The sequence below is a fragment of the Pseudomonas arsenicoxydans genome (genome assembly GCF_006438915.1).
Lineage (GTDB): Bacteria > Pseudomonadota > Gammaproteobacteria > Pseudomonadales > Pseudomonadaceae > Aquipseudomonas > Aquipseudomonas arsenicoxydans_A.
This window is the reverse complement of the sequence record NZ_RCZE01000006.1, coordinates 321,741-338,529: the sequence shown is the minus strand read 5'-3', so window position 1 is coordinate 338,529 and position 16,789 is coordinate 321,741. Positions and strand designations below refer to the sequence as shown.

The 16,789-nt window shown below is 58.4% G+C and carries 9 protein-coding genes and 1 pseudogene; 3 read left to right on the top strand and 7 right to left on the bottom strand.

The features are described from left to right. Positions 1-184 precede the first annotated feature (184 nt). Both EAH78_RS15215 and msrA read left to right on the top strand, forming a co-directional pair. Entirely contained in the window at positions 185-2,878 is a 2,694-nt protein-coding gene (locus EAH78_RS15215) for a putative bifunctional diguanylate cyclase/phosphodiesterase (RefSeq protein ID WP_140668244.1), read from the top strand. Between the two features lie 189 nt (positions 2,879-3,067). After that, entirely contained in the window at positions 3,068-3,715 is a 648-nt protein-coding gene (msrA, locus tag EAH78_RS15210) for a peptide-methionine (S)-S-oxide reductase MsrA (RefSeq protein ID WP_140668243.1), read from the top strand. A 157-nt stretch (positions 3,716-3,872) separates the two neighbouring features. Here msrA and EAH78_RS15205 read toward each other — a convergent pair whose 3' ends face one another. The 7 genes and pseudogenes from EAH78_RS15205 to putP form a co-directional block, all read right to left on the bottom strand. Next, complete coding sequence (locus tag EAH78_RS15205; RefSeq protein ID WP_140668242.1) at positions 3,873-4,709, bottom strand: 23S rRNA (adenine(2030)-N(6))-methyltransferase RlmJ; 837 nt, start codon at positions 4,707-4,709, stop codon at positions 3,873-3,875. Positions 4,710-5,052: 343 nt separating this feature from the next. Continuing rightward, complete coding sequence (locus EAH78_RS15200) at positions 5,053-5,376, bottom strand: hypothetical protein (RefSeq protein ID WP_140668241.1); 324 nt, start codon at positions 5,374-5,376, stop codon at positions 5,053-5,055. Positions 5,377-5,735: 359 nt separating this feature from the next. Further along, complete coding sequence (locus EAH78_RS15195; RefSeq protein WP_140668240.1) at positions 5,736-6,467, bottom strand: DUF4123 domain-containing protein; 732 nt, start codon at positions 6,465-6,467, stop codon at positions 5,736-5,738. Continuing rightward, on the bottom strand, positions 6,457-6,951 hold the full coding sequence (locus EAH78_RS15190) for a hypothetical protein (protein WP_140668239.1): 495 nt from the start codon (positions 6,949-6,951) through the stop codon (positions 6,457-6,459). Before EAH78_RS15190 ends, EAH78_RS15195 begins: the two co-directional genes overlap by 11 nt. A gap of 22 nt (positions 6,952-6,973) precedes the next feature. Continuing rightward, positions 6,974-7,366, bottom strand: coding sequence for a hypothetical protein (locus EAH78_RS15185; protein ID WP_140668238.1), 393 nt, complete (start codon positions 7,364-7,366; stop codon positions 6,974-6,976). A 1,049-nt stretch (positions 7,367-8,415) separates the two neighbouring features. Continuing rightward, positions 8,416-10,425, bottom strand: a pseudogene (locus EAH78_RS15180) (type VI secretion system tip protein VgrG); the annotation flags it as partial. A gap of 372 nt (positions 10,426-10,797) precedes the next feature. Next, positions 10,798-12,282: a sodium/proline symporter PutP gene (gene putP / locus EAH78_RS15170; protein WP_140668237.1), complete on the bottom strand. Its 1,485-nt coding sequence runs from the start codon at positions 12,280-12,282 to the stop codon at positions 10,798-10,800. A gap of 462 nt (positions 12,283-12,744) precedes the next feature. Between putP and putA the strand changes: the two genes are divergently transcribed. Next, positions 12,745-16,695 carry a trifunctional transcriptional regulator/proline dehydrogenase/L-glutamate gamma-semialdehyde dehydrogenase gene (gene putA / locus EAH78_RS15165; RefSeq protein ID WP_140668236.1) on the top strand — a complete coding sequence of 1,317 codons (3,951 nt, stop codon included), beginning with the start codon at positions 12,745-12,747 and terminating at the stop codon, positions 16,693-16,695. The last annotated feature ends 94 nt before the right edge of the window (positions 16,696-16,789 follow it).

Here is a 16,789-nt window from a genome sequence, read left to right as displayed (position 1 = left end):
ACCCAAATAGATTACTTTCAGCTCACGAACTGGAGAAAACTTCGCACCTGCCGACATATTCTTATAGCACTTGGCCTTCATGTCTCTTGTCAGTCGGGGCCGCAATGATGCAACCTTGCCGCAGACAACAGTTAAGAGGGCGAGAGCCCGGCGCGATCAGCACATTCGAAGCGAGTTTCCCTCAATGAAAAGCCAACCCGATGCCGCCAGCCGTATGGTGGCCGAGGTAGTGACGCAGTTGCCTGTGCCCTCGCGGCTCGGCATGCTGCGTTTCGAACGGCTGAATGAACCTAGCTGGGCGCTGCTGTTTCTCGATCCTAATTGTGAACGCCATTTCGGTCTGCCGGCCGTAGACCTGTGTGCACTGGTCGATTCTCCCTACGCCAGCCTGATGGAGCCCGAAGCGCGATATCAGCTGCATGACGCGGTCCAGCAGCAACTCACCGACAGTCCGAACTACCAGATCCGCTACACCTTGCACACCGCCTCGGGCGCCTTGAACCTGCTGGAACTGGGCGAAGCCTATAAACAGCACAATCGGCACCTGTTGCGCGGCTATCTGCTGGTGGTCGATGACCTGTTCGAAGGCTTTGCGCTACAGCCCTCGCAGGATCTGGAAACCCAGAACTCGCGCCTGCAAATCGCCCTCGAGCTCAACCAGCGTGCCCAGCAGGAACAATTGCAGCATCTGGACCGGGTGCGCGCCCAGCAGGACCTGATCCTGTTGCTGACGCGCCAGCGCTACAGCACCAACAATTCCCTGCAAGAAGCCGCCGAACTGATTACCCGCAGCGCCTGCGACATCTACGAAATCGACAGTGCCAGCCTGTGGAACCTCGAAGGCTCGATGCTGGTGCCGATATCTGCGTATCACCGCGCCAGCAGTGAATACCAACTGCCGGAACCGATTGACGTCAGCGGCTTCCCGGATTATCTCGAAGCCTTGCACAGCAGCCGCGCCATCGATGCCCACAACGCCATGCGTGACCCGCGCACCCGGGACATGGCCGAGAGCCTACGCCCGCGCGATGTAAACGCGATGCTCGACGCCAGCATCCGCGTCGACGGCCAGGTGGTCGGCGTGTTGTGCCTGGAACAGACCGGTGCGACCCGCGCCTGGCAGTCGGACGAAATCGCTTTCGCCGGCGAATTGGCCGATCAGTTCGCCCAGGTCATCAACAACCACAACCGCCGCACCGCCACCAGCGCCCTGCACCTGTTCCAGCGTGCGGTCGAGCAAAGCGCCAACGCGTTTTTGCTGGTCAATTGCGACGGCGTGGTCGAATACGTCAACCCGAGCTTCACCGCGATCACCCAATACAGCACCGAAGAAGTCCACGGCCAGCGGCTGTCGGAACTGCCGGCGCTGGAGAACCTCAGCGAACTGCTGTTCGACGCGCCCTCGGCGCTGGCCAAGAGCAACAGTTGGCAGGGCGAATTCAAGAGTCGCCGCAAAAACCTCGAACCGTATTGGGGGCAGCTGTCGATCTCCAAGGTGTACGGCGACAACCGTGAGCTGACGCATTACATCGGCATCTACGAAGACATCACCCAGACCAAACTCGCCCAGCAGCGCATCGAGCGCCTGGCGTACACCGACAACCTGACCAACCTCGGCAACCGCCCGGCGTTCATCCGCAACCTCGATGAACGTTTCGCCCGCGACACCGATACGCCGATCAGCCTGCTGCTGGTGGACATCGACAACTTCAAGCGGATCAACGACAGCCTCGGTCACCAGACCGGCGACAAACTGCTGATCAGCCTGGCACGACGCCTGCGCAACAGCCTGAGCCCGAGCGGCAGCCTGGCGCGTTTCGCCAGCAACGAATTCGCCGTGCTGCTGGACAACACCGACCAGCGCACCGGCCAACAGGTCGCCCACCAGCTGTTGATGACCCTCGACAAGCCGATGTTCGTCGACAATCAATTGATCAGCGTCACCGGTTCCGTGGGCCTGGCCTGCGCGCCGCTGCACGGTCGCGACCCGCAAACCCTGATGCGCAACGCCGGCCTGGCGCTGCACAAGGCCAAGGCCAATGGCAAGCATCAGGTCCAGGTGTTCACCGAAGCGCTGAATGCCGAGGCCAGCTACAAGCTGTTCGTCGAGAACAATCTGCGCCGCGCCCTGACCCAGAATGAACTGGACGTGTTCTACCAGCCCAAGCTCTGCCTGCGCAGCGGCCGCCTGCTGGGCATGGAAGCGCTGCTGCGCTGGAACCATCCGGACAAAGGCATGATCCGCCCGGACCAGTTCATCAGCGTCGCCGAAGAAACCGGCCTGATCATCCCGATCGGCAAATGGATCGCCCGCCAGGCCTGCCGCATGAGCAAGGAACTGAGCGCCGCTGGCCTGGGCAATCTTCAAGTGGCCATCAACCTGTCGCCCAAGCAGTTCTCCGACCCGGACCTGGTGTCGTCCATCGCCAACATCCTTAAGGAAGAAGCGCTGCCGGCCAATCTGCTCGAATTGGAACTGACCGAAGGCCTGCTGCTGGAAGCCACCGAAGACACCCACTTGCAGCTCGACCAGCTCAAGCGCCTGGGCCTGACCCTGGCCATGGACGACTTCGGCACCGGTTATTCATCGCTCAGTTACCTGAAAAAATTCCCGATCGACATCATCAAGATCGATCGCAGCTTTATCCACGAAATCCCGGACAACCAGGACGACATGGAAATCACCTCCGCGGTGATCGCCATGGCCCACAACCTGAAACTCAAGGTCGTGGCCGAAGGCATCGAGACCGCCGAACAGCTTGCGTTCTTGCGCCGCCACCGCTGCGACGTCGGCCAGGGCTACCTGTTCGACCGCCCGATCCCCGGCGCCGAGCTGATCGAAAAGCTCAAACGCTACCCGCGCGGGCCCCTCGTCTGACACCACGCCGCAAATCCCTTGTGGGAGCGGGCTTGCTCGCGAATGCGGTATACCTCACAACATTAATGCCGACTGTCACGCCGCCTTCGCGAGCAAGCCCGCTCCTACAGGGGTAGTGCGTAACGGGAAGGGTTTGGGCACACTGGCGGTCTGATTCCCTACATCCCAACCTGACTGAGAGGACTGATCATGGTCTTGCGCTCGGAAATTCTGGTGAACAAAAACGTGCTCCCGACTAAAGAACAAGCTCTGCCTGGCCGTGAAACCCCGATGAACCTGCCGGAAAAACACTTCGTCCACGACGCACCGCTGCTGGGCCCGTTCGCGATGGACGTGGATTTCGCGATATTCGGCCTCGGCTGTTTCTGGGGCGCGGAACGCAAATTCTGGCAGCGCGAAGGCGTAGTCAGCACCGTGGTGGGCTACGCCGGCGGCTTTACGCCGAACCCGACGTATGAAGAAGTCTGCTCCGGCCTGACTGGCCACAGCGAAGTAGTACTGGTGGTCTACGAGCCGGAAAAAGTCAGCTACGACGAGCTGCTGAAGATGTTCTGGGAACTGCACAACCCGACCCAGGGCATGCGCCAGGGCAACGACATTGGCACCCAGTATCGCTCGGTGATCTATGCGACCAACCCGGATCAGCTGGAAGCCGCCAAGCGCAGCAAGGACGTGTTCCAGGCTGAATTGACCAAGGCCGGGAAAGGCGAAATCACCACTGAAATCGACGAAGCGCCAACGGTCTACTTCGCCGAGGCGTATCACCAGCAGTACCTGGCGAAAAACCCTGAAGGCTATTGCGGGATTGGCGGCACAGGCGTGACCTGCCCGATCTGATTCAACGCGAACCCTGTGGCGAGGGAGCTTGCTCCCGCTCGGCTGCGAAGCAGTCGTCAAATCGGTATTCCGGTTCTTACTGCAAGAACACCAACACTGATATTAGGGCCGCTTCGCGGCCCAGCGGGAGCAAGCTCCCTCGCCACAGATTTTCAGCTTATTCAGCAATCAACCAATCCATCTGCCACCCACCCTGGGTCTGCCCCAACTTCTTGGACAACCACGGCAGCAACTCACGCAATTCCTCTTCCAGCCCCCACGGCGGATTCGCAATCGCCAACCCGGACCCGTTCAGACTGTTTGGCGTATCCAGCGGATGCACCAGCAACTCCACCCGCAACAACTTCGGCGCGCCCGAGCCCGCCAGATCCTGATAAAAGCGACGCAACAGACGCTGGTCCTTCACCGGGTACCAGATCGCCGCCACGGTTTGACGCATCCGGCCAATCGCCTCTTTCAGCGACGCCGCACAGCGCTGCATCTCATCGAGCTGCTCGAACGGCGGATCAATCAACATCACCGCCCGCTTCTCCTGCACCGGCAACATCGCGCGTGGCACATGCCAGCCTTCGCCCAGATGCACCTTGACCCGACGATCACCGGCCATGTTGTCCTTGAGCAACAAACCGTCTTCGGGGTGCTTCTCGTTGAGCATCACCCGATCCTGCGGCCGCGTCAGACGCCGCGCCAGCTCCGGCGATCCCGGGTAATAGCGCAACTGGCCATCCGGGTTCATGTCGTGCAGCACTTTCATGTAATCGGCGGTCAGCGCCGGCAGATCCGGCTGATCCCACAGACGCGCAATACCTTCCAGGTACTCACCGGTACGGCTCGCCTGATCACCCTGCAGGTCATACAGACCAATACCGGCGTGAGTGTCGAGATAGGCAAACGGCTGCTCCTTGCGCGACATCAGGGCGATGAGGCGGGTCAAAGTCAGGTGTTTGAACACATCGGCGTGATTGCCGGCATGGAAGGCGTGACGATAATTCATGATTGCTCCTGCGAAGGCCGGGAAGTTTACCTTGTAAGGCGGCCAACGTCAGGACCTCACAGCCGAGCGGGCACTTGCAGCCCCAAACATCCCCAGCCATCCACAAAACCCTGTGGCGAGGGAGCTTGCTCCCGTTGGGCTGCGCAGCAGCCCCAAAACATCCAGCCGCCCACAAAACCCTGTGGCGAGGGAGCTTGCTCCCGCTCGACTGCGAAGCAGTCGCCAAACCAAACCCCTCGGTACAACTGACATAACCGGATTGCAGGTTTTGGGGCCGCTGCGCGACCCAACGGGGCGATGCGGCGTTCCGGCAAGCCCCCTCGCCACAAAAAGCCGTACGCCGTTACTCCGGTGACCGAGCCCGCAACCGCCGCCCAATCACATCCAGCACATCACACCCATCCCGCAACGGAATGGCGCACAGCAACGCAAAATCACTAAGAATGAACGACTCACACTCAACCGAACCGCGCATCGACATGTTCTCCAGCACCTGCGTGACGGCGCGAATCCGATAGTTGGCAGCGTCGTATAAAACATCGAGCGGCGCATGGGTGTCGACGAATAGCGTCGGCATGTCAGTGCAGTTGCTGGTGAGGGCCATGAAACGGCTTTTGGGGTGGGGGATTGGTTTTTCGTAGGGTGGATCGGGTGTCAACGTCGTCATAATTTGATAGGCCTTTTAGCTATTAACTCAAAAAGCTACCAACGGCCTTCCTACGGGCTTTGGGTGGCAGCCGTGCGCGGGAGTAGGAAACTGAGGGCCATCAAACTCAGCCACGTCGAAACGTGTCCCGCACACAGCCGCCGCGAACGATGTTACGGGCACGTTTTAAGTGCCGCAATCAAACGACAGTACTGATGCGCGAATGACCTTCAAGGGTTCCTACACCCTGCCACCACTTGCGCGGTGACAGCCAAAGACTATCCCTGCAACCCATTGCCCACCAGTTCACGAAAACCGACGCAACTTGAAGGAAACGTCCGACGACCTTGCCCGGAAATTTCGCCTGGCCCTACTCCACATCAATCAAGCTCCCTCATCAAGTGCTCCAACAGCTCAACTTTTGGCCCGGCAGGCAGGCCAGGCGCCGTTAGAAACATCTCGACTTTCCTGCGTAAAACGCTTTCTGAAAACGCCTCGAACAGACTGGGGTGCTCTTCACTCAACCACTGCATCAGATTGTTGATTTGGGTTGAAGCATCTTCAGCACCGAGGTGTTGCAGCAGAGAATCGGACACCTCCCACCACGGAAACACTTTCGATGTTTTCAGCGCGCTACCGCCTATATCGACTGACTGCCCGTTGATCAGACACCTCCCGATCACCGGTAGTAACTCAGCAGGTTTCACCTCAGCAGATTGCAGAATCGGCAATAAATAACGCCCATCCCAGAAGCGGAAAAACACAGCCTTGCCATCCGGCAGCTTGACCAGGGTGAGGCTGCGCAAATACTCGACCACCACCTCAAGGCTCGCCGAAGAAACCGCCAACCATCCCCAATCGCGGGACTCCGTCGTGGCGACCCAATCGAGGAACTGACTATCAGCGGCGACGATTCCCACGTAGGGCATCACCGCATCCCACTCCGCATAAATGGTTTTCGCCCAAATCGGACTCGGCGCCTGAGCATTCGCTGACGCCTGCCAAGCCTTGAACGGCTCGGCAGCGCTGGCGTTACTGAAGATGGCGAAGAGTTGTTCCGTGTTGTTAAGGGGATGGGTTTGTAGCCAGTTCCGGATGCAATCACCGCTCATAAAAACCACCTCTAACTTCAGCTATCCACCAAACCAAATCATCCAGAGTCGTTAACAGCCAATGGACCCAGCTCAAATACTCATAAATCCATTCAACGAGGATGAAGTAGAAAAATACAAAGTAGATGCTGCTACAACTGCCTCTAATCAACCATCGCAAGCCAATAGAAAAATTGTCGTAGTCGTGCTCATCCAAATGTCCACGCTTTAATGCCAAAGCGCGAAACGTTAAAACATACCAGACAACAAACAATGCCTCATACCTAGAGCGAAAACACTGCCCCTTAATTGGGCTACGCAATGTCACCACTTCAGATCGACTCATACCGTCGAGTATTTTGTCCATTTTGAAACACGCTAAGTAAAACATCACCGCTATTGACGCAACGAAGAGAAAACCTGCTACGGGAAATATCCGATTGAGCACCGCTTCAAACGCGTCCGGCCCCGCCCAATAAATCGCACATAAAATGACGAAACTCATTTAAGGCACCAGCGCGACGAAATCACTCAATCCAACCCATGTATTTCCCACCAAAAAAAAGCACAAACATCGCCACCCCTCCGCCAAGGCCAGCCACATAGAAAAGTCTTATCAAATTCAAAAGCCCGCGTGGGAAATTCAGATAATCGTTTCTATCTAGGTTTCCACACTTGATTGACTTCGACGGAAACACAAAGAAAGCCCCCACACTAATCAACATAAAATAAACACCAAAAACACCTTGCCTCATCACAGTTTTACGCAATAAAACGCCATGAGAGTTGCTCAAATGGTCAATTATTTTTTTTAATTGGAAGCAAGCCAAATAAAGTTGACCCAAAATAAAAATCAAACCAAGACCAAAAAATAATCCGCCTGTGAGCAAGACAAAGAAAACCTCATCGTCATTTGTCATCAATAAGCTTCCTCATAAATTATTTCACCAATTTTTTCCCCGCCGGCTTCACCTGCCACTCCTCCTACGAATGTTCCTGCGCCAACCAAAACCAGTGAACAGAGCACACCTCCAGTACCAGCACTTACGAGTCCAATTCCGACGCAAGAAGTAACACCAAGCGTCCCAACAAGCCCCCCCAAAGTGCTGCCCCCGATAGCACCAGTTAACTTCCCTGCCTCCGAAAACTTAACTTTTCTGCAAGCCTCTTCAGTCCCATAGCGGCAGGTCTCCTTGACCTTAAGCCCCGATGCGGAAGCCCCTAGCGCAATCCCAACCCAGCCACCCAACTTCATCACCTTTCCAGCCTTACTCACCCCATCAATATGCGTCGCATACCCTGGAATCCCTCCGGCCGTGCCCGCCTTACTCCAATGATGCACAAGGCTGCGGTTTGAAATCCCCAGCGCATTCTTCAGTTTCGGATGATCAGGAATACCCACACCTTTGCGCACCAACGGTCCAAGGCTGTTATCCAGCAGCCCCATGAGCTTTTTACGCTCGTTAAAGAAGTCAGCGCCTTGGAGTTTTCCGTGTTTGTCAAAGGTGCGTTTATGCAGGTTTTCAAGTTCTACAAGGGCATCTTTCAAGTTACCCAAGTGCTTGCCGAACATCGCTGAACCTACGCCAACACCAGTCGAACCCTGCGAAAGAAAGGATTGAATCTCACCATGGTGACGTGCCATGAACTCAGCTTCCGCATCACTCAACGGCTCAAGCGCTGCATCGACTTTTTGCGCTGCCTCCATCAGCAGCGCTTCTTCACGAGTGCATTGCGTATTGCGCGGATCGCTCAAGACGATCAATTGCCCAGGCTTCGCGTATTGGGTGAGTTGTGGATTAAGGCTGCGAAACTTCTCCAGTACTGCCGGTTCCGGCTGTGGAAACAGAATTGATTCGAGCGCGGAACGAGACATCCCCTGTTCGACGATGTGAAAACCCGGCTCAACGCTGGAAGCCGTCGGCCGGGCTAAAGACTTTGGGGAGGGGATCTGCGTGTTCGGCGTAGGGCATACCCCGTCCTTGCAACGCTCACACTCCTCACAAAACGGCGCATCGCTTTTCAGGCTCATGATCTGTGCCGCGCTCAACACCGCTGCCGGTGCGGCGGCGAGTTTCAGCGGTGCATCCAGCGACGCCGTTGCAGCAGCCATCGCGGGCATCAACGCCCCGCCCACCTGAATCGGCACGCTGCTGAAAATCCCCCCAGGCCCAATGTTGATCCACTGCCCACCGGCCTGAATCGTCGCGCTGGCGCCGCCGTCGATCACCACTTGCTGGCCGGCGCTGACGTGGAATTGCTGACTGGCGTTGAGCGCCTGGCTGGTCACGCGGATGTGCCGATCACCCATCACCACCAAGTGATCGTCGAGCTTCACTTCGGCCTGGCGCTGACCGTGGGTGATGCGCTGTTCGTCAGCCTTCAACTCATGGCGAGCCATGCCAGTGACGACAATGCTGCGGGCGTTATCGACCTGCACCTGTTGATCATTCAACACATGCTGGGTCCAGTTTCGCTGGGCGCGCAGGTAGATTTCCTCGGCGCCTTTGCGATCCTCGATGCGCAATTCGTTGTAACCGCCGCCACCGGGACTGCTTTGGCTGCGGAAAATGCTGCGGGTCTTGTCGGCGGGCAGGTCCAGCGGAACGGGCGTCGCCGCGTTCGGCAGGCAGCCCATCACCAGCGGATTGTCGGCATCGGCGTCGATGAACCCGACCAGCACTTCCATGCCGACGCGCGGGATCAGCACACTGCCATAACGGTCATGCGCCCACCCCGTGGCCACGCGCAGCCAGCAACTGGAGTGTTCGTTGAGTTGTCCGTCGCGATCCCAGGCGAGCTGAACCTTGACCCGACCGAACTCGTCGCAATGAATTTCGCTGTCAGTCGGCCCGGTGACCACGGCCGGTTGATAGCCAAGCATGCGGGGTTTTTGCGGCCCCAGTGGCGGACGAAACGAAACGTCCCACGGCGTTGCCAGAAATGTATTGCGATAGCCCTGGAAATCGTCCGGGTCGTCGCTGGTGGCCGACTCTTCCAGCACTTGTGGCTGGCGGCCACGGTGTTCGATTTCGGTGATCAGCCACAGGTCATTCCATGCCTGACGTGGATGCTCGGCGAGGTGCAGGAAATGCCCGCTGACCAACGCACAGTCATCACCTTTGCCTTCAGCCTGACGGAAATCGGCGTTGTGGCGTTCGAGTGTGCGTTGAGTCAGTTGCTTGCCATGTTCGCGATCCGTGAATTGGCCGGGGAATTGGTAATCCTCCAGCACCGGGCGCTGTTCGCTGTCGAGGCGGGTTTCGAGTTGCAGGCGTGGTTTTTTAAAGTCGTAATCGCGACGGGCGACCGCGGTCGTGCGGGTTTCCAGACGCACGTTAAAACGCTTGATGGCCGGCGCATCCGCCGCCATTCCGCTGCCCGGCAGGTACAGCGTCGACTCAGGCAGACGAGGGAAAACCGTCTGGTCATCGCCGAACACCAGCAGATGCCCGTCGGGGCTGTGCTGGAAGTGGTAGTGAATGCCGATCTCGGCGCACAGCCGCTGGATGAACGCCAGGTCACTTTCGGCGTACTGCACGCAGTACTCGCGAGGTGCGTAGTCGCTGCCGAGTTGAAACTCGAACGCATCGCGCTGGATGCCATGGTCCTTGAGGACCTGCGCGATGATCGCCGGCACGTTTTTGTGCTGGAAGATCCGCTGGTTGATGCGCTGACCGAGGTAAGCCAGGCGCGGGACGAGGCTGATCTGGTAACCCGTCAGACGTTTCCCGGAGTCGCTTTGGCCAACGCGAAAAATCTGACCGTGGATACCGGAGCCTTGTGCATCAAAACTCAGAAACGCCTGACGGTGCAGCAGGCTTTCCAGTTCTATGTCTGGCCGTTCACTGACCAGTTCGAGGTCAAAACGGTAGGGTTGGCTGATGGCTTCCGTGCCCGAGAACTCAAGGACCTTGAGCTCATTCTGGACGCCGTCGAGGGTCAACGTGAAACGCGGTTGATTGGCAGGCGCGAACATCCGATGTGTCTCTGCAGAATGAAGGCGGGCGATTCTGCATGAGCGACAAGGGGTGTTGAGGGAGGGACAAGGAAATCAGATTTTCCCTACTTTTTAAGAGATTTGTCCTTCAAGAATCGGTGCGTTTGGCTACAGACATCTCCCTCAAAACCACCACCAATCACATGTGGGAGCGGCGGTGCGACGATTCGACTTGCTCGCGAAAGCGGTTTGTCAGTCACCTGATATGTTGAATGTGATGCAGCCTTCGCGAGCAAGCCCGCTCCCACATTGGAATTTCAATAACACGAGATCTGCGCCAAAAAAAACGGCCCGTCTCCATAAGGAAGCGGGCCGTTTTCAGTTTCGGCGAAAAGTCAGAGCCTCAGCCCATCACTTGTTCAGGCGGAAATCTGCCTCGGCCGCAGCAAAGCGCTGAAGCATGCCGTGAGTCGGCGAACCCAGTTTGCTGACGATGTAGATCGCCAGGCTGGCGAAGATGAAACCAGGGATGATTTCGTACAGGCCCAGCAGTTCGAAGTGTTTCCACACGATCACGGTGATCGCGCCGACCAGGATGCCGGCCAGTGCGCCGTTGCGGGTCATGTCTTTCCAGATCACGGAAATCAGTACAACCGGACCGAACGCAGCACCGAAACCTGCCCAGGCGTAGCTGACCAGACCCAGTACGCGGTTTTCCGGGTTGGCGGCCAACGCGATGGCGATCAGGGCAACCACCAGCACCATGGCGCGGCCGACCCAGACCAGTTCGACCTGGGAAGCGGATTTACGCAGGAAGGTTTTGTAGAAGTCTTCGGTCAGGGCGCTCGAGCACACCAGCAACTGGCAGCTCAAGGTACTCATCACGGCAGCCAGAATGGCCGACAGCAATACACCGGCAACCCATGGGTTGAAGAGGATTTTCGCCAGTTCGATGAACACGCGCTCGTGGTTTTCGGTCACAGGTGCGGCCAGGTCAGGGTTCGCCGAGAAGTAGGCAATACCGAAGAAGCCCACTGCAACGGTGCCGCCCAGGCACAGGATCATCCAGGTCATGGAGATACGACGGGCGTTGGCGATCGACTTGACCGAATCCGCCGCCATGAAGCGCGCAAGGATGTGCGGCTGGCCGAAGTAGCCCAGGCCCCAGCCCATCAGCGAGATGATGCCGATGAAGGTGGTGTTTTTCAGCATGTCGAAGTTGCTTGGGTCTTGCGCTTCGATGGCCAGGAAGGTGGTGTCGATGCCGCCGGTGGCGAGCAGCACGATGATTGGCGTCAGCAACAGCGCGAAAATCATCAGCGTGGCTTGTACGGTATCGGTCCAGCTCACGGCGAGGAAACCGCCGACGAAGGTGTAGGCAATCGTCGCCGCAGCGCCGGCCCACAGCGCCGTCTCGTAGGACATGCCGAAGGTGCTTTCAAACAGACGGGCGCCAGCGACGATGCCGGAAGCGCAGTAAATGGTGAAGAACACCAGGATCACCACCGCAGAAATGATCCGCAGCAGGCCGCTTTTATCTTCGAAACGGCTGGCAAAGTAATCCGGCAGGGTCAGCGCATCGCCGTTGTGCTCGGTCTGCACACGCAGACGGCCAGCGACGAACAGCCAGTTCAGGTAAGCACCGATGATCAGGCCAATGGCGATCCAGCTTTCGGACAGGCCAGACATGTAGATGGCGCCCGGCAGGCCCATCAACAACCAGCCACTCATGTCGGAAGCGCCGGCGGACAAGGCCGTGACGACGCTGCCCAGGCTGCGACCGCCCAGAATGTAGTCAGAAAGGTTGTTGGTGGAGCGATAGGCCATCAAGCCGATCAGCACCATTGCTGCGATGTAGATCACGAACGTGATCAGGGTTGGATTGCTTACGCTCATTCTGTGATGCCCTGGCTTTGTTTTTATGTAGCGCCAGCGTGTGAACCCGCTGACAAACGACCACGTTTGATCAGACGATTTCAAAGCCCGCGCATTTATGACTGATGTTTCCCCAGGAAAGCCATCAGCCGGTGCACCGACTTTTCATCCGGTTGCACCTTGGGGCGCGAATCCTATTCAACAACCCAAATAAGGTGCAACCCATTTCGTGAGAATTAGTTGCACCCACTCCGTTTTCCGCGAAACCGGCCGGTTTTTGCTCCCTTTTAGCGCAGTCACGCGATGTTTCTAGAAGTAAAGCACCAAGCAGAAGCAGTACGGATGTACCGGAATTTAATTCCTGACGAGCTGCTTATTATTCCGACAAAAAAAGGGTTGCACCCGGTTGCACCTCAACGGTTGCGCAGCTAATCTTGCCGCCAGCTGATGCCACGCGGTCGTGGCAAACATGAGGATAAAAAAATGGCTACCACCACCCTTGGGGTCAAACTTGACGACCCGACCCGCGAGCGCCTCAAGGCTGCCGCGACCTCGATTGATCGCACGCCGCACTGGCTGATCAAGCAGGCAATTTTCAATTACCTGGAAAAACTCGAGGGTGGTGCAACCCTGACGGAGCTGAGCGGTTTGACCAAGGATTCCGACGACGCCGTCGATGCGCCTCTGGATCATGCTCACCAGTGCTTCCTCGAATTCGCAGAAAGCATCCTGCCGCAATCGGTGCTGCGCGCTTCGATCACCGCCGCTTACCGTCGCCCGGAGCCGGAAGTGGTGCCGATGCTGATCGAGCAGGCGCGTCTGCCGGCAGCGATGGCTGAAGCCACCAACAAACTGGCCTCCTCGATTGCCGAGAAGCTGCGTAATCAGAAAAGTGCCGGTGGCCGTGCCGGGATTGTTCAGGGCCTGTTGCAGGAATTTTCCCTGTCGTCCCAGGAAGGCGTAGCGCTGATGTGCCTGGCCGAAGCGCTGCTGCGCATTCCGGACAAAGGCACCCGTGACGCGCTGATCCGCGACAAGATCAGCACCGGCAACTGGCACCCGCACTTGGGCAACAGCCCGTCGCTGTTCGTCAACGCTGCCACTTGGGGCCTGCTGCTGACCGGCAAACTGGTCGCCACGCATAACGAAGCAGGTTTGACCTCGTCCCTGAGCCGCATCATCGGCAAGAGCGGCGAGCCGATGATCCGCAAGGGCGTCGACATGGCCATGCGCCTGATGGGCGAGCAGTTCGTCACCGGCGAAACCATCGCCGAAGCCCTGGCCAATGCGAGCAAGTTCGAAGCCAAGGGATTCCGCTATTCCTACGACATGCTGGGTGAAGCGGCACTGACCGAGCACGATGCGCAGAAGTACCTGGCCTCGTACGAACAAGCCATCCACTCGATCGGCAAAGCGTCTCACGGTCGCGGGATTTATGAAGGCCCGGGCATTTCCATCAAGCTGTCTGCACTGCACCCACGTTACAGCCGCGCGCAGTACGAACGTGTGATGGACGAGTTGTACCCGCGCCTGTTGTCGCTGACCTTGCTGGCCAAGCAGTACGACATCGGCCTGAACATCGACGCCGAAGAAGCCGACCGCCTCGAGCTGTCGCTGGATCTGCTGGAGCGCCTGTGCTTCGAGCCGCAACTGACCGGCTGGAACGGCATCGGTTTCGTGATCCAGGCGTATCAAAAGCGTTGCCCGTACGTGATCGATTACGTGATCGACCTGGCTCGCCGCAGCCGTCATCGCCTGATGATCCGTCTGGTGAAAGGCGCGTACTGGGACAGCGAAATCAAGCGCGCCCAGGTCGAAGGCCTGGAAGGCTATCCGGTCTACACGCGCAAGGTGTACACCGACGTTTCCTACATTGCTTGCGCCCGCAAGTTGCTGTCGGTGCCGGAAGTCATTTACCCGCAATTCGCCACGCACAACGCCCACACCCTGTCAGCCATTTACCATATTGCCGGTCAGAACTATTACCCGGGTCAGTATGAGTTCCAGTGCCTGCACGGCATGGGTGAACCGCTGTACGAACAGGTTGTAGGCAAAGTGTCCGAAGGCAAGCTGAACCGTCCGTGCCGCGTGTACGCTCCGGTCGGTACGCACGAAACGCTGCTGGCGTACCTGGTACGTCGTCTGCTGGAAAACGGTGCGAACACTTCGTTCGTCAACCGTATCGCCGACCAATCCATTTCGATCCAGGAGCTGGTGGCCGATCCAGTGGCCAGCATCGAGCAGATGGCGACGCTGGAAGGCGGCTTCGGCCTGCCGCACCCGCGTATCCCGCTGCCGCGTGATCTTTATGGTGCCGAGCGCGCCAACTCCAGCGGCATCGACATGGCCAACGAACATCGTTTGGCTTCGCTGTCCTGCGCCTTGCTGGCCACTGCTCACAACCACTGGAAAGCCGCGCCGATGCTCGGTTGCGCCTCCAGCACTGAAACCCCTGTGCCGGTTTTGAACCCGTCCGATCTGCGTGACGTGGTTGGCCATGTGCAGGAAGCCACCGTCGAAGACGTCGACAACGCGATCCATTGCGCCTTGAACGCCGCACCGATCTGGCAGGCCACTCCGCCCGCCGAACGCGCTGCGATTCTGGAACGTGCCGCCGATTTGATGGAAGGCGAGATCCAGCCGCTGATGGGCCTGCTGGCTCGCGAAGCCGGCAAGACCTTTGCCAACGCCATCGCCGAAGTGCGTGAAGCCGTGGATTTCCTGCGTTATTACGCGGTGCAGGCGCGCAACGATTTCACCAACGACGCCCATCGCCCACTGGGTCCGGTGGTGTGCATCAGCCCGTGGAACTTCCCGCTGGCCATCTTCAGTGGTCAAGTCGCGGCGGCACTGGCTGCCGGTAACCCGGTATTGGCCAAGCCTGCGGAACAAACTCCGCTGGTGGCGGCTCAAGCCGTGCGTTTGCTGCTCGAAGCCGGGATTCCGGAAGGCGTGCTGCAACTGCTGCCGGGCCGTGGCGAAACAGTCGGCGCTGGACTGGTAGGTGACGATCGCGTTAAAGGCGTGATGTTCACCGGTTCGACCGAAGTCGCTCGTTTGCTGCAACGCAACATCGCCGGTCGCCTGGATGCCCAGGGCCGTCCGATCCCGCTGATCGCCGAAACCGGTGGCCAGAACGCGATGATCGTCGACTCTTCGGCACTGACCGAACAAGTGGTGATCGACGTGGTGTCGTCGGCCTTCGACAGCGCCGGCCAACGTTGCTCGGCACTGCGCGTCCTGTGCTTGCAGGAAGATTCCGCTGACCGTGTCATCGAAATGCTCAAGGGCGCCATGGCTGAATGCCGTCTCGGTAATCCGGAGCGCCTGTCCGTCGACATCGGCCCGGTGATCGACGCCGAAGCCAAGGCTGGCATCGAGAAGCACATCCAGGCCATGCGCGACAAAGGTCGCAACGTGTACCAGGTGGCGATCGCCAACAGCGAAGAAGTCAAACGCGGCACCTTCGTGATGCCGACCCTGATCGAGCTGGAAAGCTTCGACGAGCTGCAACGGGAGATCTTCGGCCCGGTGCTGCACGTGGTTCGCTACAAGCGCAAAGACATCGATCAACTGATCGGTCAGATCAACGCTTCCGGCTATGGCCTGACGCTGGGCGTGCACACGCGTATCGACGAGACCATCGCCAAGGTGATCGACAACGTCAACGCCGGTAACGTCTACGTGAACCGCAACATTGTGGGTGCTGTGGTGGGTGTGCAGCCGTTCGGTGGTGAAGGTTTGTCGGGTACGGGTCCGAAGGCTGGTGGTCCGCTGTACCTGTACCGCCTGCTGTCGACACGTCCTACCGATGCGATCGAACAATCCTTCGCTCGTGGCGACGCCCTCGTCGCGCCGGACGTTCGTCTGCGTGATTCCATGAGCAAGCCGCTGACTGCCCTGAAAGCCTGGGCTGACAGCAACAAGTTTGCTGACCTGAGCACCCTGTGCGTGCAGTTCACGGCGCAATCGCAAAGCGGGATCACCCGTGTGCTGGCCGGCCCGACCGGCGAGCGCAACAGCTACGCCATCCTGCCGCGTGAACACGTGCTGTGTCTGGCCGAGGTTGAAGGCGATCTGTTGACTCAACTGGCGGCGGTGTTGGCTGTCGGTGGTTCGGCAGTGTGGCCGGAATCTGACGTGAGCAAGGCGTTGTTCGCACGCCTGCCGAAAGAAGTTCAGGCACGGATCAAGCTGGTGTCCGACTGGAACAAGGACGAAGTGGTATTTGATGCGGTTCTGCATCATGGCCATTCCGACCAGTTGCGTGCGGTGTGCCAGCAAGTGGCCAAGCGTGCGGGCGCCATTGTCGGTGTTCATGGCTTGTCGCAAGGCGAGACCAACATTGCGCTGGAGCGTTTGGTGATTGAACGGGCGTTGAGCGTTAACACGGCTGCGGCAGGTGGTAATGCGAGCTTGATGACGATCGGCTAAACCACTTCAAATCCAGGCAGCCGCGATGGACGCCTGGAATGCAGAACCCTTGTGGGAGCGGGCTTGCTCGCGAAGGCGGAGTGTCAGTCGACAT

What these genes read in the sequence shown, in the direction of transcription:
- EAH78_RS15200 (WP_140668241.1), bottom strand. Translation starts at nt 5,376, where the DNA reads ATGACGACGTTGACACCCGATCCACCCTACGAAAAACCAATCCCCCAC.
- putA (WP_140668236.1), top strand. Translation starts at nt 12,745, where the DNA reads ATGGCTACCACCACCCTTGGGGTCAAACTTGACGACCCGACCCGCGAG.
- EAH78_RS15195 (WP_140668240.1), bottom strand. Translation starts at nt 6,467, where the DNA reads ATGAGCGGTGATTGCATCCGGAACTGGCTACAAACCCATCCCCTTAAC.
- EAH78_RS15185 (WP_140668238.1), bottom strand. Translation starts at nt 7,366, where the DNA reads ATGACAAATGACGATGAGGTTTTCTTTGTCTTGCTCACAGGCGGATTA.
- EAH78_RS15205 (WP_140668242.1), bottom strand. Translation starts at nt 4,709, where the DNA reads ATGAATTATCGTCACGCCTTCCATGCCGGCAATCACGCCGATGTGTTC.
- EAH78_RS15215 (WP_140668244.1), top strand. Translation starts at nt 185, where the DNA reads ATGAAAAGCCAACCCGATGCCGCCAGCCGTATGGTGGCCGAGGTAGTG.
- msrA (WP_140668243.1), top strand. Translation starts at nt 3,068, where the DNA reads ATGGTCTTGCGCTCGGAAATTCTGGTGAACAAAAACGTGCTCCCGACT.
- EAH78_RS15190 (WP_140668239.1), bottom strand. Translation starts at nt 6,951, where the DNA reads ATGAGTTTCGTCATTTTATGTGCGATTTATTGGGCGGGGCCGGACGCG.
- putP (WP_140668237.1), bottom strand. Translation starts at nt 12,282, where the DNA reads ATGAGCGTAAGCAATCCAACCCTGATCACGTTCGTGATCTACATCGCA.